Genomic DNA, 17,905 nt, shown 5'->3' with positions numbered 1-17,905 from the left:
GTCCATGACAACATCGCCCCCGACGACACCGGCAGTGTCCTTGCTTGATCCGGAAGCCCGGCATGTGCTCGACCTCGGCCGGCAGACGGCTGCCCGGCCATTCGAGGCTGGCACGCCCGAAGAGGCCCGCCGCGCCTATGAAGAGGGATTTCCCACACTCCAGGGCGAGCGCGAGCCGGTCGCTTCGCTGAGCGAGCGCACCATCGCCGGGCCGGGCGGCCCGCTGACGCTCAGGATCTATCGCGGGCGCGAAGCGCCGGCGATAGATGCTCCCGCGCTGCTCTATCTGCATGGCGGCGGCTGGGTGATCGGGAATCTGGAGTCGCATGACGAGATCTGCCGCTGGTTTGCCAATTTGGCGGCCTGCGTCGTCGTCTCACCCGCCTACCGGCTGGCGCCGGAACACAAATTCCCGGCGGCGATCGAGGATTGCGTCGCCGTGCTTTCCGTCATGCAAAGCGGCGAGGGAGGCCTAGGCATCGACGTCAGCCGAATTGCCGTCGCCGGTGACAGCGCCGGCGGCAATCTTGCCGCCGTGCTTTGCCTGATGTCGCGTGGAGCCAAGAACCCGCCAACAGCGCAATTGCTGTTCTATCCGAACACGGATGCGTCGCAGACGGCGGACAGCTATCGTCGCTTTGCCGACAGTTTTGGCCTCACCGCGGCCACCATGGCCTGGTTCCGCGATCACTACATAAGCAGTGCCGGCGACATCGACGATTGGCGCGTCTCGCCGCTGAAGGCGGCAAGCCTTGCCGGGGCGCCGCCGGCCTTCATCGCGATCGCCGGCCACGACATCCTGGCCGATGAAGGCGAGGCCTATGCCCGACGTTTGCGGGAAGACAGCGTGCCGGTCGTGTTGCGGCGCTGGCCGGGTCAGATCCATGGTTTTGTGTCGACGGGTCGCCATGGCCCGGCGGCACGCCAGGCGGTTGCTGCGGCGGTCGCCGCATGGCGCAGCTTCGATCCTGTCTTTGGAAATGCTCAGGCCGATTGACGCATGACCAGCGTCGCATCGAGATAGACCTTGGGTGCAACCACTGCCTCATCCTCATTCAGCAAGGCGAGCAGCGTCTCGACACTGCGGCCGGCCATGGCGGCAAAGTCCTGCGCCATGGTGGTCAGGGCGGGGCAGGTGTAGCGGCTGAGCGGATGGTCATCATGCGCCGCGACGCGCAGGTCGCAATCGGCCTTGCGGCCGATCTTGCGGCCCAGCGAGAAGGCAGCCGCCATGACGCCGAAGGCGAGACGGTCGTTGGCGCACAGGATGGTCTTGCCCGGCAGGCCGCCATTGCCGAGCATCTTTTCCATCTGCTCGTAGCCGATCCGTTCGAAATCCCAGGTGTAGTCGCTGATATTGCCGATGACGACCGGTTCATGCCCGAGCCGCTGCATCGAGGCGACATAGCTGTTCAGTCGTTCTGGCGAGTTGTGGTTGACATGCGGTATGTCGAAATAGACCGGCGCGTCGCCGGAGCGGCAGAGATAGTCGACGATCGTCGAGACGCTCTGGCTGTTGTTGTTGCCGACGAATGGCGTGCCGCCTTCAAGATAAGTGTCGAAATAGACGATGGGCATGGCCTGCGTCAGCTTCTCCAGCGTGCGATGATCCGAGCGCAGGCCGAGCGGCGCAATCAGCGCGCCGGAAACCTTCAGCGACAGGATGGTTCGCGTCGCTTCCACTTCGAGCTCGCGCGAGCCGTGCGAGGAGATGACGATCGGCCAATAGCCTTCGTCGCGCAGCCTGAGCTCGATGCGGCTGACCATCTCGGAATAGAAGGGGTCGGCGACCGTCGGCACCACAATGCCAATGCTGCGGGTGCGCTTGCGGTTGAGGTTGCGCGCGAACAGATTGGGCTGATAATCGGACGAGCGCAGCGCTTCCTCGATGCGCTTTCGCGTTGCCGGCTTGACGCTGGTCGGATCGTCGAAAAATTTCGACAGGGTCGGCCTGGAGACGCCGCAGGAGCGGGCGAAATCCTCCATCGTTTTGTGCGTCATCGGCATTCAAACCCTCGCGTCATGGACCTGGTTCCATGCGCTACCCGGCTCCTACATACGGTGAGCTGGCGTGCAACTGCAAGGCGAAATTTTACAGACAAGTTTGCTAGTTTTAACGCGTACTAGTAAATTATTTCATGCGTAAATTTATTAGTTGACGCGAAAAACGCAAGCCGTATTCGCCCCGAGAGGCGTACGCTGCCGGTCAGCGCCGGCGAGATTCCCGTCGAAACCATGGCTGGGTGGATCGACCAGCGCTCTGCTCAGCCCTCAGCTCGGAACCTTCTTCCTCCATTTGCGCAGCCGCGTGCTGATATAGGACCTGGGACCAAAGGAAGCCGAGGCCGCCCGCCAGGTTGGAGTGGATGATCTTCCAGCCGCTGCCGCACAAATGTCATCAGCCGACAGAAGACGGGCGATTCCAGTTCTTGCAAGCGCTGAGCGAGATCGTCAGGCAGCGGCTTTGACCGCCAGGCGAAATACGCCTCGTAGGCATCCGGCGTATCGATCAGATGCCGCAGATACGCCGCCAGCTCGGCAGGGCTGCTGAAATCAGCCGCGTTGATGTAAGAACCTGCTGGCACGAATTCGTCGACATTCGGGGCGCCGAGATAGACCGGCACCGAGCCGGCCTTGAACGCATCGAAGAGCTTTTCCGTGACATAGTCCGTCTCGCTGGAGTTCTCCAAAGCAAGGCAGAACTTGTAGCGCGCAACGGTGTCGATCTTCGTCTTCCTGCCAAGATCGGGACCTTCCATCGTTCGGTTGCGAAAATGCCGGCCGTAGGAATCGATCTTGATGTGGCGGGAAAGCTCCTGCACGAAGTCGACGCGCCCGCTATAGTTCAAGCGAGCCGATTGGAAGAGTACGGCCGGGGCCGCTTCCGTCTTCGCCACGATCGGCGTTGCGCGAACCTCTTCCCACCAGGGAGCGCGTGGCAGATAAGGCGCCCAGATATCGGAGCTGCGTTCATGCGTCATCGTGAAGTCGAAGTGCCGCATGATCTTCGGATCGGAGATCCGCTTGTAATTTGAACGGCTCTCCATCGACCAGGCTAAACTGGCGGGGATATTTCCAGGCGTCGCCGATCTCGCGAAAATTCGGGATGTGGAAGACGACCGCCGCCGCCTCGGCGATCCGGCGCTTGTCCAGCGTCCACTGCCCCGGAAAGTCACAATGAATGGATGCGATGTCGACGGGCTTGCTGAAGAATGTCGTATAAAAAAGGACGAGCGGGTCTTTTGAAGGCATCGACAGCAAGGAGGCACCTCAGGATCGGTAAAGTCCTATACCTGCCTGCCCTAAAAGCAAATGCCCACCCAACAGGCCTACGGCGTGACAGTGGTACCATTCAGAACCTCAATATGGCCGCGACGGCCATCGCAGCGCAATCGCCTGACATGTTCGAAAGTTCAGAGGGTGACTCTGGCTAACTCAAGGAAATGTCGACCGAATTTCGAACCAGCCGTCTATGCTATGCCTGCTGCTGCCGAGTGGTGGTCCCGACAGGAATCGAACCTGTGACCTACAGATTAGGAATTTGTCAGACGCCGTTTCCTGTTGTTTCCCAATGCCGGTCGTTGTACGATTCCGTTGGTTCTAACGTATTCAAGTTGTTGTGGTTTTCGTATTGCGCAGCCATGATAGCGTAGACAAACCGACAGATCGAGCCAGATCGAATACGACGCAATTGCCGTACTAATTCCGTACTAAATCTCATGACAGATCTTCGAATCGCGCCGTTGCAAGCCTCCAGCCGGCGTCTTCGGGCGGGACCATGCGGTTCAATTCATAACGCCACCGTCTTTATTTGTATCTGATCTGCTGATACATAACCCCGTGTGACGAGTGCGGGGCCATATGTCGAATGAAATCATGGTTGTCGATCCGCTTGAGCGGCTTGACTTGTTGAAGAGCCTCGCGAGCGAGGTCCGGGTCCGGATTCTCGATCTGCTGCACCGCAAGGGGCCGAAAAACGTCAATCAAGTGGCCGAAGAACTGGGTCTTCCGCAATCGACAATTTCCGCAAACATCCAGGTTCTTGTCGATGTCGGTTTGATCGAGACGAAATCACAGAAGGCGCGCAAGGGAAGCCAGAAGGTCTGCTATTCGACCTTCTCCGAGTTGGTTGTTGTCTTTAAGGACCGCACCCCGGCTCAGGATCTCGGCGTCATAGAAGTGGCGATGCCGCTTGGACTCTATACAAGATGCGAAGTTTCCGCTCCCTGCGGCCTGTGTTCAAAGGACGGCGTCATCGGACTTCTCGATGTGCCCGACACCTTCCTCGATCCTGACCGTATGCGGGCCGGGCTGCTGTGGTTCACGCGCGGCTTCGTCGAATACCAGTTTCCCAACAATGCGACGCTTGCCAATGCCAAAGTCGGAGGGTTGGAACTGGCGATGGAGCTTTCGTCCGAGGTGCCGGGCACATCGAAGGATTGGCCATCGGACATCACGGTCGCGATCAACGGACACGAGATAGATACCTGGACGGCGCCGGCCGACTATGGCGACAAGCGCGGCAAGCATACGCCCGGCTGGTGGAAGCTGGCCGGATCGCAGTATGGTGATCTCGCACACTGGCGCGTCACGAACAACGGCACCTATCGCAACAATGACAAGGTTTCCAAATGCTCGCTGACTGATCTGGAGCTCGAGCGGCACCGCTCGATCCGGATACGAATCGGCGTGAAGGAAGATGCGCGGCACCCCGGCGGCATAAACATCTTCGGCAGCGGCTTCGGCAATTACAGCAACGACATCGTTCTGCGCCTGCTGAAGGCTTGAGAGCATGTTAGGCCCTTGACGGGCGAACGAACTCCGCCCTTAACTGACCCGCGACCCGGATATAGACCGGAAAGTCGGATTGATAGTCCGCAGTGGGAGGGATCATGAAGGCCAGAGTCACGGCGAACGCGGCCTATGCCGTCGCGGATATCGACAAACGTCTTTACGGCTCGTTTCTCGAGCATCTTGGCCGGGCGATCTATACGGGCATCTACGAGCCCGGACATCCGCAAGCGGACGCAAAAGGGATGCGCAAGGACGTGATCGAGTTGGTGCGTGCGCTCGACACTCCGATCTGCCGTTACCCGGGTGGCAACTTCGTGTCCGCCTACAATTGGGAAGACGGCATAGGCCCAAAGGAGAACCGCCCGCGGCGGCTCGATCTTGCCTGGCGCACCACGGAGCCGAACCTGGTTGGAATCCACGAATTCGCCGACTGGGCCGAAAAAGCCGGCACCGAGATGATGCTTGCGGTCAATCTCGGTTCCCGCGGCCTCGACGAGGCGCGGGCCTTCGTTGAATACGTCAACCACCCGGGCGGCAGCTACTGGTCCGACCTCAGGGCCAAGAACGGACGCGCGCAACCCTGGAACTGCCGCCTCTGGTGTCTCGGCAATGAAATGGACGGTCCTTGGCAGGTTGGCCACAAGTCGGCGGGCGAATACGGCCATCTCGCCAACGAGACCGCCAAGGCGCTGCGCGGCCTCGACCCGACGGTGGAACTTGTCGTCTGCGGCTCGTCGCATTCCAACATGCCGACCTATCCGCAGTGGGAAGCAACCGTGTTGGAAGCGACCTACGAGCAGGTCGACTACATCTCTCTCCACATGTATTTCGAGAACTACGAGAAGAATACGGCCGAATATCTCGCTCTTCCGGCCAAGCTCGACCGCTACATTGGCACGGTCGCGGGCATCATCGACTACGTGAAGGCCAAGACCCGCTCGAAGCGGGACGTGAAGATCTCTTTCGACGAGTGGAACGTCTGGTACCATCAGCGCAAGCGGGACGCCGAGCGTATGCGCGGCTGGGACTGGCCGGAAGCGCCCAGGCTTCTGGAAGACATCTACAATTTCGAGGACGTGCTGCAGGTCGGCTGCATCATCAATACCTTCATCCGCCGGTCGGATATTGTTCGCATCGCCTGCATTGCGCAGCTGGTGAACGTTATCGCGCCGATCATGACCGATCCCGGCGGCGGCGCCTGGCGGCAGACGATCTACTGGCCTTTTATGCTGGCCTCCAAGCACGGCCGCGGCACCGCTCTGCAGCTCGCGGTCGAGGTGCCTACCTATGACGCGGCCGCGGCCGACAAGGTGCCATGGCTCGACATTGCAGGCGTGCACGATTCGAACGCCGGCACGCTGACCTTCTTCGCAATCAACCGGCATGGGTCCGAGACGCTCGAGGCCGACGTCGCCCTCGAGCGGTTCGCCGCCAAGTCCATCGAGCACACGATCATCCGTCATGACGATCTCGAGGCCTGCAACACGAAGGACGCGCCGGACAACGTATCACCGGTCAAAGGCAACGGGGCAGCGCTCAGCAGCAAGGGAATGACGCTGACCTTGCCGCCGCATTCCTACTCGATGGTGCGTGTGACACTCTGAGTTAATATCTGACTATCAGATATATACCGTAAAATCCGTTGCAGGCGGTTTGGTTTGGTGTAGCATTGAAACGTTCAAGGCGGATCTAACCGCCGTACTCGGGAGGAAGCTGAGATGAACTTTCGCAGGATGATGGCCATAGCGGTGGTTGCGGCCGGAGGATTCTGGGCCGTCGCGGCCCAGGCCGAAGAAACCGTCATATGGTGGGATTTCCTCGGCGGCGGTGACGGTGTGCGCATGAAGCAGATGATCACCGATTTCAACGCCGCCCACGCCGGCAAGATCAAGATCGACGCCACGACGCTGGAGTGGGGCACGCCCTTCTACGCGAAGGTGCAGACCTCGGCCGCCGTCGGTGAGGCGGCAGACGTCATGACCTATCATGCCAGCCGCATCCCCTTGGCGGTGAGCCAGGACATTCTCGAAGAAATCACCGCCGACGACATGAGCAAGATGGGCCTCTCGGCCTCGGATTTCGCCCAGACGACCATGAACGCCGTGACCGTCGACGGCAAGCAATACGCGGTGCCGCTCGATACCCATCCAATCGTCCTGTACTACAATCGCGACCTCCTGAAGAAGGCAGGCGTGCTCGGCGGCGACGGCCGTCCAGTGGGCATGGGCAACAAGGAGGACTTCACCGCGACACTGCAGAAGTTGAAGGACGCCGGGGTCGAGTTCCCGTTGGGCAGCGTCACCGCCGACGGCAACTTCATGTACCGCACCATTTATTCGCTTGTGTGCCAGCAAGGCGGCGAGCTTCTGACGGGCAACGAGTTCCTCGCCGGCGACAATGCAGAAAAGCTGGCGAAGGCGCTGGCGGTTCTGCAAGGGTGGACGAAGGCAGGGCTGCAGTCGACCTATACGGACTATCCCGCAACCGTCGCCCTCTTCACCTCGGGCAAGGCCGCAATGATGATCAACGGCGTCTGGGAAGTTCCCACGATGACCGACCTCGCCAAGCAAGGCAAGCTGTTCGACTGGGGCGCCGTCGAGATCCCGGTGATCTTCGACAAGCCATGCACCTATGCGGACAGCCACTCGTTCGCAATCCCGAAGAACAAGGGCAAGGAGATCAGCGCGGAAAAGCGTGCGGCCGTTCTTGAGGTGATCTCATGGATGGACAAGCACTCGCTGTTCTGGGCTACGGCGGGCCACATCCCTGCATACAAGCCGGTCACTGAGACGGCAGAATACAAGGCAATGGAGCCCAACGCGACCTACTCGACGCTGACGGCCAACATGATCTTCGATCCGAGGTCGCCCAAGGCCGGTGTCGCCGGGCCGATCTTCGACATCATGTCCAATTATTTCGTGCCGACCCTCAACGGAGAGATGGACCCGGGCGAGGCGGTGAAATCCATCAAGGAAGAGCTGAACAGCATGTAAGGCTCAAAGGCTGGGACTTGTTCTGCCTAGGGCGGTCCCAGCCATATCTTAGGACGAGCCATGCTTCGCAACTCCCGCACTGAACGTCTCGTCGCGCTGGTGCTGGTCGCCCCCTTCCTGGCGATCTACTTGCTGGCGTTCGTCTATCCGACGGTCCAGATGTTTCGCATCTCCTTCACCGATGCGCCGCTGATCGGCGCGGGTCGGTGGGTTGGTCTCGACAACTACCTGCGGCTCGACAACGACCCGATGTTCCGGCGCGCGGTCTGGAACACCGCTTACTTCGTGCTGATGACGGTTGTCCCCGGGACGCTCATCGCCCTGTTGATCGCGCTTGGCGTATCGCGCCTCAAGGGACGGTTCCAGGCGATCGTGCTGGCGCTGTTCTTCCTGCCCTATATCCTGCCGGTGTCCGTAGTTTATCTGATCTGGGATTGGACGCTGAATTTCCAGTTCGGGATCGCGATGCATGTGCTGGACTGGCTGGGAATCTCGCGCGTCCCGGTATTCAAGTCGCGCGTCTGGTTCTTGCCGGCGGTGGCCGGGGTGACGATCTGGTGGACCGCGGGTTTCTCGATCCTACTCTTCCTCGCCGGACTGCGGTCCATATCAGCGGAGATCTACGAAGCCGCGGCGCTCGACAACTCGACGCGATGGACCACGTTCCGGCGTATCACCTGGCCACTGCTATGGCCGATCACCTCGCTGGTACTAACCATCCAGCTCATCCTGCAGCTCAAGATCTTCGATCAGGTCTATCTGTTCTCGATCGGCGGCCGGCCGAACGACAATATGGTGCTCGTCTACTACGTCTTCCAGAAGGCCTTCCAGCAGAACCAGGGAGGCAGGGCGGCGGCTGTCGCCGTCACCCTCTTCGTGCTCGTGGTCGTCGTCTCGGTCCTGCAATTCCAATTGCTCCGGTTCGCCGAAAGGCGGCGCCGATGAACGCCATGGCCGCGCAGCGCTGGAATTTTTGGGGCGGGATAATCACGGCATTGACGCTCGTCTGGGCGATCCTATGGGCGTTCCCGCTCTATTGGGGTGTGATCTCATCGCTCAAACCGGACGACGAGGTCGTCCGGCCTTACATCGAACTCTGGCCCGAGACACCGACGCTGGAGAACTATATTGCTGCCCTGACCACCACACAGATCGGCACCTGGTACATCAATTCGGTGGCGGTCGCGGTCGGCGTAACGGTCATCACCATCTTCATCTCGATGCTGTGCGGCTACGCGATCTCGCAGTTGCGGTTCCCGGGGCGGATCGCGCTGTGGTGGCTGATCCTCGCCTCCTTCATGGTGCCGATTTCAGCGCTGATCATCAATCATTTCGTACTGGTCGCCAACCTTGGCCTGCTCAACAGCTGGGCCGGAATCATGTTGCCGCAGCTTATCCACCCCGTCATCATCATCGTGTACAAGCAGTTCTTCGATCAGGTCCCGAAGGACTTCCGCGAGGCCGCGGTCATGGACAATGCGTCTGAATTCGGGATCCTCTTCAAGGTCTACATGCCGATGAACTGGGGGGTGACGACGGCGCTGTCGATCGTCTGCTTCATCTGGACGTGGAACGCGTTTTTGTGGCCGTTCCTCTCGGTGACCCGCACCGAGATGATGACGATCACCGTCGGCATCACGCAGGTCAACGACGCGTTCGGTGTCTACTACGCGCGCCAGCTGTCGGCAGCCGTACTGGCCGGCCTTCCCGTGGCACTGGCCTACCTCTTCTTCCAGCGCCGAGTAACCGAAGCGATAACGCTCTCGGCCGGTATCAAGGGCTAGAGCGCCCGCAAGCGCACCGCAATGCCGGAGGGCGCGACCCGCTCGGGCGGGTTCAGGCCCCGTCAGCGCGCGCGTGCCAGGCCGATCCGTCCGCGGCGAAGAGATGCAGGGCGGTGGTGTCGAACTTCAGCCGAACGGCGTCGCCCGGTTTGACGCTCGAAAGCCCGCGATCTTGTGCTGTAACCTGCGTCCCATCCGCAAGTCGCGCATAGACGAGCGTTCGCTCGCCAAGGCGCTCGACAACGGTGGCCGTGGCGGATGTTTCATTGCCCTCGGAGACGACAGTCAGCGATTCCGACCGCACTCCGAGTTCGCGCCAATCCATGTTGACCGGCGCACCAGGAAGTCCGACGAGCGATCCATCAGTCAAGCGCGCATTGAGCCTGTCGCCTGAGCCCGAAACCGTTACAGGCAGAATGTTCATCGCCGGAGACCCGACGAAGGTCGCGACGAACCGCGACGCCGGACGTGCATAGACATCGACGGGTCTTCCCATCTGCTCTATCCGGCAATTGTTGAGGATCACAATACGGTCGGCGAGCGTCATCGCTTCCACCTGGTCGTGAGTGACGTAGATCATCGTCGACTTCAAACGCTGATGCAGTTCGGCAAGCTCGACGCGTGTACGGGCTCGAAGCGCCGCGTCCAGATTGGAGAGTGGCTCGTCGAACAGGAATGCCTTGGGCTCCTTGACAATCGCACGCCCGATGGCCACGCGCTGGCGCTGCCCGCCGGAGAGCTGCGACGGCCGCCGGTGGAGCAGCGCTTCGATCTCCAGGATACGCGCGGCCTCAGCGATCCGTTGGCGTATAACATCCGGCGCGACCCGAATGTTCCTTAGCCCAAAAGCCATGTTTTCCGCGACTGTCATATGTGGGTAAAGCGCATAGTTCTGGAAGACCATCGCAACGTTGCGCCTGCCAGGCGCAAGGTTCTCCGAGCGCACCCCGTCGATCGTCAGCGTGCCCTCGTCAATGCTTTCGAGGCCGGCGATCATTCGGAGCAGCGTCGTCTTGCCAGAACCGGACGGACCGAGAAACACGACCAGCTCTCCTGGCTCAATGTCCAGGCTCACGTCGCGGATCACCTCGACTGCGCCAAAGTGCTTTGATACGCCCGACAGCGCGATTCCCGTCATGCTTGCGATCCTTCTTTTCCTGCATAATTTCGGATAAATACCCGATGTCAAGGAACTGGGGGCTGCGGCGCCCTCATCCCTGGTCCCCGGAACAGCTGCTTTCCAAGCTACCTTGCCAAAAGCCGAGCATATGCAGTCGCCCCCAATTCAGTCATTCATGAATATTGCTCCCATTGCGCTAGCTCGAGGCGGTCAACGAAAACGGAAGGGCGATCAACGCGACAGCTGCCATGGAAGGCAGGTTGCAGGGCCGGGGCTTTGCAGAAAGGTCATCGGATTGCCTGTGCGTCGAGAAACAGGCGAGCGTGATTGGGAACACCCGATGACCACTTTCAATCGGGCATCTTAGCGCTCCGCTTCGCGCCGGATCTTCCTCAGGTTTGCGTGCCAAAAGTTTGAAGGTCTTGGAAATTCGCCGTACTTATTCCGCAAAAATTTCGCAAAAAAGTACGGCGATAATTTCGCTAATCCCTTGAAAACTATGGTGATCCCGACAGGAATCGAACCTGTGACCTACAGATTAGGAATCTGCCGCTCTATCCTACTGAGCTACGGGACCACGCGACCCGACACATAACCGCTTCGGGGAAGTTCGCCAAGAGGCAGGCGCAGCTCAATCAGTGTTCTACTCACGCGGCGCCTGGCGATAGTGGATGTCCTTGCACATCCACAGGCAAGCTGGGTAAATTGCGCTTGCGCCTGGCCCAAGCAAACTGGCGCACGCATTGCCGGCGATCGATCTGCTTCTGGGAGACCGATGTCCATGATGAGACTAGGCATTCTGTTCATCCCTCTCGGCATGGCGCTATTTTGCGTTTCGTCCGCATTCGCATTGGACGAAAAGCTGGAAGTCAAATCCCGCACGCTTGCCGACGAAGACTTCCTGAGCGGCAACACGATGGCGGGAACACCGGTGACACTCACCGGCAATCTCAGCGGCCCGGAAGGTACTGGTCCAGAAGGTGGGGACAAGCTGTCGGTCGTCGTCTTGCTGCATGGCACGGATGGACCGAGCAGCGGCGCGGTATGGGGTTGGGAGCGGTTTCTCAACGGCATGGGCATCGCAACGCTGAGCCTTGATAGCTACACGGCGCGAGATCTCACCCAGGCTTCGACCAATCAATCTGTTTTCGGCCAGTTCACGCAAATCTACGATGCCTACAGAGCCGTCGATGCGCTCGCCGCTCATCCGCGGGTCGATGCATCGCACATCGCCCTGATGGGTTTTTCACGCGGTGGCAATGCGGCGCTGTACTCGGCAATGACACGATTCCAGAAGTCATTCGGACCGACCAAGGCGCGCATCGTGGCGCATCTGCCCTTCTACCCCGCATGCAATTTCCAGCTCGTCGACGAATTGCAGGTTGCCGACGTCCCGATCCGGGAATTCCACGGCGCCGATGACGACTGGACGCCCGCCGCGCCTTGTCGCTCCTACATCGATCGCCTCGCCGCGGCCGGCAATGATGCAGCAATGACAGAGTACAAGGGCGCGCGGCATAATTTCGACAGCCCGAAAAACCCTGCACTTTGGATTGATTCCGACGTCCAGACCTCGCGAAATTGCATGCGCAAGGAAGAGGATGGGAAACTCCTCAATGCCGCAACCGGCCGCCCCTTCAGCTATTCCGATGCCTGCGTCGAACACGGTCCGAGCGCACAGTACAATGACGCGGCCGCAACCGCGGCGCAGGCGGCGGTGAAGGCATTCTTGGCAGAGGTCTTTGCGGGAAAGTGAGCGCAACGAGACTGGCGGGACATCATCTTAGCCGGCAATCCAATAGCCTCAGCATTGCAGCCGTACCCAGGCCGGGAACGCTAGCTTTGTGGCCGTTGCTGAGGCCGACAATTACGCCGCCAGCGCCGTTTCCGCGAGCTTCACCCAATAGCTCATGCCGTGCGGGATGACTTCGTCGTTGAAGTCGTAAGCCGGGTGGTGGAGACCGGCGGTATCGCCATTGCCGATGAAAATAAAGGCGCCCGGCCGGGCCTCCAGCATATAGGAGAAATCTTCGCCGCCCATTACCGGCTGGATGGCGCGGTGCACCTGAGCGTCGCCGGCGACATTCGCGGCGATATCACTGGCGAAGACGGTCTCTTCGGCATGGTTGAAGGTGACGGGATAATTGGCGTTGTAATCGACCTCGATTGTCGCGCCGAAGGCCGTGGCCATCCCTTCGCAGATGGTGCGGATGCGCTCCTCGGACTTCTTGGCGATTTCCTTCTTTAGCGTGCGCACGGTGCCGGCGATCTCGGCGCTCTCGGGAATGACGTTATAGGCGTCGCCGGCATGGAATTTCGTCACCGACACCACGACCGCCTCGACCGGATCGGTGCTGCGCGAGGCGATTGTCTGCAGCGCGCCGACCAACTGGCTGGTGATGACGATCGGATCGATCGTGCCGTGCGGCATCGCCGCATGGCCGCCGCGGCCCTTGACGGTGATGGTGAATTCGGCGGTTGCCGCCATGATCGGGCCTGGCCTGATGGCGAACTGTCCAACCGGCAGGCCAGGCATGTTGTGCATGCCGAATACCCTGGAGATGTCGAAGCGGTCCATCATGCCGTCCTTGACCATCTCATTGCCGCCGCCGCCGCCTTCTTCGGCGGGTTGGAAGATCACCGCGACGGAACCGGCGAAGTTGCGGGTTTCGGCAAGATATTTGGCGGCGCCCAGCAGCATCGCGGTGTGGCCGTCATGGCCGCAGGCATGCATCTTGCCCGGGTTGGTCGAGGCGTAGGGCTTGCCGGTGATCTCGTTGATCGGCAACGCATCCATGTCGGCGCGCAACCCGATTGTCGCGCCATCGCCCTGGCGGCCGCGGATGATGCCGACGACGCCGGTCTTGCCGAGCCCGGTCACCACTTCGTCGCAGCCGAAGGCCTTCAGCTTGTCGGTGACGAAGGCGGCGGTCTTGAAGACATCGAAATTCAGCTCTGGCGTCTGGTGCAAATGGCGGCGCCAGCCGGCGACCTCGTCCTGCATTTCGGCGGCGCGGTTCAGGATTGGCATGACGGTTCCATTTCGGCTGTTGGAGCAGACGGGTTGCGCCTGCTGTTTTGCAATTATGCCTGTTCGTTTACAATTGTCATTCAGGCGCTTTGCCATCTTGACGTCACATAGGGTAAATAGCACCGCAACATTATGGTCCGGATTGAGGGATCGGACCACTGTGCTGGCGATCACGTAGCGAAATCTTACGGAGCCAGGGGCGACTACGGCAAGAGGCGATTTCGGATTACACCATGCGGTACAGGCATTTCCCTAGATTTTTGCTGGCAGGCGCCGTGGCGCTTGCGGCGCTGGCCGGACCGGCTCTGGCCAATCCGACAATCGTGTTCGATCTGAAGAGCGGCAAGATCCTCCAGCATCAGGATGCTTTCAAGCGCTGGTATCCAGCCTCGCTGACCAAGCTGATGACCGCCTATGTGACGTTCCGCGCGATTGCGGCCGGCGAGGTCCAGCTCGATTCGCCGATCAAGGTGACGAAGCATTCCGCCGGCGAACCGCCGAGCAAGATGGGCTTCAAGCCGGGTTCGGTCATGCGGCTCGACAATGCGCTCAAGATGATGCTGGTCAAATCGGCCAACGACATCGCCATGGCCGTCGGCGAGAATGTTGGCGGTTCGCAAGCCGCTTTCGCCGAACGCATGAACGCCGAGGCGCGCCGGCTCGGCATGACCGGGTCGCATTTCGTCAATCCCAACGGGCTCTATTCGCCGGACCAGTATACGACGGCGCGCGACCTTGCCCTGCTGGTGATGGCGATCCGCAAGGACTTTCCGCAATATGTCCCCTGGTTCTCGATCGAGGGCTTGGCCATCGGCAAGAAGGCGATTGCGAACTACAACCTCCTGATCGGCCGCTATCCGGGTGCCGACGGCATGAAGACGGGTTTCGTCTGCTCCTCAGGCTTCAACATGATCGGCTCGGCAACGCGCAATGGCCGCACGCTGGTCGCCGTGGTGCTCGGCGAACAGTCGGCCATCAGCCGTGCCGAGACGGCGGCGAGATTGCTCGACCAAGGTTTCGCGACGCCTCAGCCGAACTGGGTCACGATCGCGGCCCTGCCTGCCTATGGCGACACGACATCGGTCAATGACCTGCGCGACGAGCTCTGCAAGAAGAAACCGGCCGAGGAACAGTCGGAGGCCGCGCCGCCTGTCGGCGACAAGGAAGTGCCGAAGTCGCCCTACCAGGAAAAGCTCGACCATGTGCCGACGCTGGTCGCCGTCGGCCTTGGCGGCGCCACCGGGCCGAAGCCAAAGGCCATGCTCGATGAATCCGGCCAGGAATATGCCGATGTGCCGCTGCCGACCTGGCGGCCCGATTTGCCGCCGCCGCCCGGCGCCGAGCCGACGGTGGTCGGCTCAGCCACCGCTGCCCAGGGCGACCAGGCGGCCAAGGTCTTGAACTAGGCCAATGGCTGGCTTTCCTATCCCCGTCTCGGTGCTGACCGGTTTTCTCGGCGCCGGCAAGACGACGCTGCTCAACCGGCTGCTCAGGGATCCAGCGCTCGCCGACACGGCGGTCATCATCAACGAATTCGGCGAGGTGGCGATCGACCATCTCTTGGTCGAGCAGGCCTCCGACGGCATCATCCAGCTTTCCGACGGCTGCCTTTGCTGCACGGTGCGCGGCGAATTGGTCGACACGCTGGCCGATCTCGTCGACCGGCTGCAGACCGGCCGCATCGCTCGGCTTGCCCGTGTCGTCATCGAAACCACCGGTCTCGCCGATCCGGCGCCGGTGCTGCAGTCGATCATGGCGCATCCGGCACTGGTCCAGGCCTTCCGGCTCGATGGCGTCATCACGCTGGTCGACGCGGTCAACGGCAATGCGACGCTCGACAATCATGTCGAGGCGGTCAAGCAGGTGGCCGTCGCCGACCGCATCGTGCTGACCAAGGCCGACCTGGCCGCCGATCCGCGCGAGGTCGAGGGCGTGAAAGCCCGGCTGCGGCAGATCAATTCGGGTGCGGACGTGCTCGATGCCGGCGACAGAAGCACTGGTGTGGCGGCGCTGTTTGATTGCGGCCTCTACAATCCGGCCACCAAGTCCGCCGATGTGCAGCGCTGGCTGGGTGAAGAGGCGCACCACGATCATGATCATGGCGACCACTATCATGGCGACCACCATCATGATGACCACCATCATGGCGAGCATGAGCACCGGCACGATTCCCGCGTGCGTTCCTATTCGCTCGTCCATGACGGGCCGGTGCCGTTTTCGGCGATCGAGATGTTCCTCGACCTGCTGCGCTCGGCGCATGGCGAGCGCCTGCTGCGCATGAAGGGCGTCATCGAACTCAGGGAAGACCCGTCGCGGCCGCTGGTGGTGCATGGCGTGCAGAAGATCCTGCATCCGCCGGCGCGGCTGCCGTCCTGGCCGGAGGGCAAACGCGGCACAAGGCTGGTGCTGATCACGCTCGACATGCCGGAAGACTACGTTCGCCGGCTCTTCGCGGCCTTCACCAACAAGCCCTCGATCGACACTCCGGACCGTGCGGCGCTGGAAGACAACCCGCTGGCGATTGCCGGGCGGTAGGCTTTTTCGCCTATCTATAATACGCAAGCGCTGAACTGGCAGAATCGGTGAGATCGCGGATCTCAGGTGGCTTCGCCGCGCTCGACCAGAAAGCGATGGCCGCCGGAAACCGCTGCCGTTTCGACCAATTGATGACCGGCGTCCGAGCAGAAGGCCGGGATGTCGATGACGGCGAGCGGGTCGGTGGTCTCGAGCCAGAGCCGGCTGCCTGGCGCCATGGTCGCCAACCGCTTTTTTGCCTTGAGCACGGGCAGGGGACAGTTCAGCCCCTTGAGGTCATAGACAGAAGCGCGCTTGGCCAAGGCGAGACTCTCAGCCGCCGAACATGCCGAGCAGCTTGTTCTTCAGCTTTGTTACCCTGCTTTCATCGGCACTCGCCGCCTGCGTTTCAGCCGGTGTGGCCTCGGTTGGCGGCGCAATAGTTGCGGTGGCGACGGGCGCTTCGGCGGCGGCCCTGGCCTCCTCCTCTTCAGCCAGAGAATTGATCTTGGCCGTTTCCTTTTCGGCCTGTGCCTGAGCCCTGGCCGCTTCTTTCTCGGCCTTCGCCGCTTCTATGGCGGCAAGCCTCTGTTGCTCGGCCTTCTGCTTGGCGGCTTTCTCGGCGTCGATCGCGGCCATCTTGCGACCGGCCGGCGAATCGATGCGCCCCATGCGCGCCGTCTCGGTTACCGAGCCGTCTGCGTTGAGCGACGGCGGCTCGAGCGGCACGCGCTCGCCACGGGCGCGCCGCTTCGACCAGTCGGAAACGATGCTGGCTTCCTTGATGCCGGCAATCGTCGGTTTGGGCGCCGGCACTGAGGCCTTGACCGCGCCGTTGAAGGCCGCGTCATAGGTGCTCTGGTAGGCGCTGTAGGCGGTTTTCAACGAATCCGGCTGAGTGGTCGCGGGACAGGCGCCGGTCGGATTGAAGGTCGCGCCATCGGCCGCCACCTGGTTGAAGACATAACGCTTCTCGCAGACATCGACCTTCGGCGGCACCTTGGTGATCTCGAAATTGTCGTAGCCTACCTTCAACATCTTCCAGAAGTCGTAGTTCGGATCCTTGCGATAGCGCGCCATGTTGGCGGCGGTCATGCGGAACGGAAAAGCCTGGATCTGGAACTCGGTCTGGCCGCCCTGGAAGGCGTCCCGACCGAAGGCATAGATCTGCTCGATCTGCGCATCAGTCATCGAATAACAGCCCGACGACGAGCAGGCGCCGTGGACCATCAGATTGGATCCGGTGCGGCCATTGGCGCGGTCATAGGCGTTGGGATAGCCGATGTTGAAGGAAAGGTGGTAGCTCGACCTCGGATTCATCTGTGCCGGGCGGACCGTGTAGAAGCCCTCCGGCGCCTGGCGGTCGCCTTCAGTGTATTTCGGCCCGAGCTTGCCCGACCATTTGCAGATGTCGTAGCTGGCGACCATGTCGTAGCGGCCGTTGGTCTTGGCCTTCCAGATCTCGAGCTTGCCTTCTTCCTTGAAGATGCGGGCCAACACAGGCGAGGTGCGCGCCATGCCCTTGGCCCGCATGTCGGCCAGTATCTTGTCCGGCAACGGCTTGTTGGCCGAAGGGGCAAAATCCTTCATCGAGGAATCATTGCAGCCAGCAACGCCTAGGGCGGCGATCAGAAGTCCGGTGCGGGCAAACTTGGCAAACATGGATGTC

At 61.1% G+C, this 17,905-nt stretch carries 16 protein-coding genes and 2 tRNA genes; 9 read left to right on the top strand and 9 right to left on the bottom strand.

The window, feature by feature from the left end; translation table 11 throughout:
* Positions 1-4 precede the first annotated feature (4 nt).
* The gene (locus OHD62_RS13735; protein ID WP_263783315.1) at positions 5-997 is read left to right on the top strand and encodes an alpha/beta hydrolase; all 993 of its coding nucleotides are present in this window, start codon (positions 5-7) and stop codon (positions 995-997) included.
* Here the strand turns inward: OHD62_RS13735 and OHD62_RS13730 are convergent.
* The 4 genes from OHD62_RS13730 to OHD62_RS13715 all read right to left on the bottom strand — a co-directional run bounded on the left by OHD62_RS13730 (position 985) and on the right by OHD62_RS13715 (position 3,562).
* Positions 985-2,007 (bottom strand): LacI family DNA-binding transcriptional regulator, encoded by a 1,023-nt coding sequence (locus OHD62_RS13730; protein WP_263783314.1) that lies wholly within the window; start codon positions 2,005-2,007, stop codon positions 985-987. The two genes, OHD62_RS13735 and OHD62_RS13730, sit on opposite strands and share 13 nt — an antisense overlap.
* Positions 2,008-2,264: 257 nt before the next feature.
* Positions 2,265-2,981 (bottom strand): glycosyltransferase family 10 domain-containing protein, encoded by a 717-nt coding sequence (locus tag OHD62_RS13725; protein ID WP_263783313.1) that lies wholly within the window; start codon positions 2,979-2,981, stop codon positions 2,265-2,267.
* On the bottom strand, positions 2,971-3,261 hold the full coding sequence (locus tag OHD62_RS13720) for a hypothetical protein (RefSeq protein WP_263783312.1): 291 nt from the start codon (positions 3,259-3,261) through the stop codon (positions 2,971-2,973). The genes OHD62_RS13725 and OHD62_RS13720 overlap by 11 nt, the downstream gene beginning before the upstream one ends.
* A 234-nt stretch (positions 3,262-3,495) precedes the next feature.
* Positions 3,496-3,562: transfer RNA gene (locus OHD62_RS13715), tRNA-Arg, on the bottom strand.
* Between the two features lie 299 nt (positions 3,563-3,861).
* On the opposite strand from OHD62_RS13715, the gene OHD62_RS13710 reads away from it, so the two are divergent.
* From OHD62_RS13710 to OHD62_RS13690, 5 genes are all read left to right on the top strand, one after another.
* Positions 3,862-4,788 carry an ArsR/SmtB family transcription factor gene (locus tag OHD62_RS13710; RefSeq protein ID WP_263783311.1) on the top strand — a complete coding sequence of 309 codons (927 nt, stop codon included), beginning with the start codon at positions 3,862-3,864 and terminating at the stop codon, positions 4,786-4,788.
* A gap of 104 nt (positions 4,789-4,892) precedes the next feature.
* A complete protein-coding gene (locus OHD62_RS13705; protein ID WP_263783310.1) occupies positions 4,893-6,398 on the top strand; it encodes an alpha-N-arabinofuranosidase in 1,506 nt (501 codons plus the stop codon).
* Positions 6,399-6,512: 114 nt separating this feature from the next.
* Positions 6,513-7,787 (top strand): extracellular solute-binding protein, encoded by a 1,275-nt coding sequence (locus tag OHD62_RS13700; RefSeq protein WP_263783308.1) that lies wholly within the window; start codon positions 6,513-6,515, stop codon positions 7,785-7,787.
* A gap of 60 nt (positions 7,788-7,847) precedes the next feature.
* Positions 7,848-8,732, top strand: coding sequence for a carbohydrate ABC transporter permease (locus OHD62_RS13695; protein ID WP_263783306.1), 885 nt, complete (start codon positions 7,848-7,850; stop codon positions 8,730-8,732).
* Complete coding sequence (locus tag OHD62_RS13690) at positions 8,729-9,571, top strand: carbohydrate ABC transporter permease (protein WP_263783304.1); 843 nt, start codon at positions 8,729-8,731, stop codon at positions 9,569-9,571. The genes OHD62_RS13695 and OHD62_RS13690 overlap by 4 nt, the downstream gene beginning before the upstream one ends.
* Before the next feature lie 52 nt (positions 9,572-9,623).
* On the opposite strand, the gene OHD62_RS13685 is transcribed toward OHD62_RS13690, so the two are convergent.
* Together OHD62_RS13685 and OHD62_RS13680 are read right to left on the bottom strand one after the other, a co-directional pair.
* The gene (locus OHD62_RS13685) at positions 9,624-10,709 is read right to left on the bottom strand and encodes an ABC transporter ATP-binding protein (protein ID WP_263783302.1); all 1,086 of its coding nucleotides are present in this window, start codon (positions 10,707-10,709) and stop codon (positions 9,624-9,626) included.
* 482 nt (positions 10,710-11,191) lie between these two features.
* Positions 11,192-11,268: transfer RNA gene (locus OHD62_RS13680), tRNA-Arg, on the bottom strand.
* Positions 11,269-11,472: 204 nt separating this feature from the next.
* Here OHD62_RS13680 and OHD62_RS13675 point away from each other — a divergent pair.
* Positions 11,473-12,447: a dienelactone hydrolase family protein gene (locus OHD62_RS13675; protein WP_263783301.1), complete on the top strand. Its 975-nt coding sequence runs from the start codon at positions 11,473-11,475 to the stop codon at positions 12,445-12,447.
* A gap of 111 nt (positions 12,448-12,558) precedes the next feature.
* Here the strand turns inward: OHD62_RS13675 and OHD62_RS13670 are convergent, their stop codons facing one another.
* Positions 12,559-13,722, bottom strand: coding sequence for a M20 aminoacylase family protein (locus OHD62_RS13670; RefSeq protein WP_263783300.1), 1,164 nt, complete (start codon positions 13,720-13,722; stop codon positions 12,559-12,561).
* A 233-nt stretch (positions 13,723-13,955) separates the two neighbouring features.
* Between OHD62_RS13670 and OHD62_RS13665 the strand changes: the two genes are divergently transcribed.
* Both OHD62_RS13665 and OHD62_RS13660 read left to right on the top strand, forming a co-directional pair.
* On the top strand, positions 13,956-15,128 hold the full coding sequence (locus OHD62_RS13665) for a D-alanyl-D-alanine carboxypeptidase family protein (RefSeq protein ID WP_263783299.1): 1,173 nt from the start codon (positions 13,956-13,958) through the stop codon (positions 15,126-15,128).
* Between the two features lie 4 nt (positions 15,129-15,132).
* Positions 15,133-16,257 carry a CobW family GTP-binding protein gene (locus tag OHD62_RS13660; protein ID WP_263783298.1) on the top strand — a complete coding sequence of 375 codons (1,125 nt, stop codon included), beginning with the start codon at positions 15,133-15,135 and terminating at the stop codon, positions 16,255-16,257.
* Positions 16,258-16,319: 62 nt separating this feature from the next.
* Here the strand turns inward: OHD62_RS13660 and OHD62_RS13655 are convergent, their stop codons facing one another.
* Both OHD62_RS13655 and OHD62_RS13650 read right to left on the bottom strand, forming a co-directional pair.
* Positions 16,320-16,559, bottom strand: a complete 240-nt coding sequence (locus OHD62_RS13655) for a sulfurtransferase TusA family protein (protein WP_263783297.1) — start codon at positions 16,557-16,559, stop codon at positions 16,320-16,322.
* A gap of 10 nt (positions 16,560-16,569) precedes the next feature.
* Positions 16,570-17,898, bottom strand: a complete 1,329-nt coding sequence (locus OHD62_RS13650; RefSeq protein ID WP_263783296.1) for a L,D-transpeptidase family protein — start codon at positions 17,896-17,898, stop codon at positions 16,570-16,572.
* Positions 17,899-17,905 lie beyond the last annotated feature (7 nt).

The organism is Mesorhizobium sp. YC-39 (assembly GCF_025753795.1).
GTDB lineage: Bacteria > Pseudomonadota > Alphaproteobacteria > Rhizobiales > Rhizobiaceae > Mesorhizobium.
Note: the sequence above shows the minus strand (reverse complement) of the source record. Positions and strands in the feature narration are given on the sequence as shown.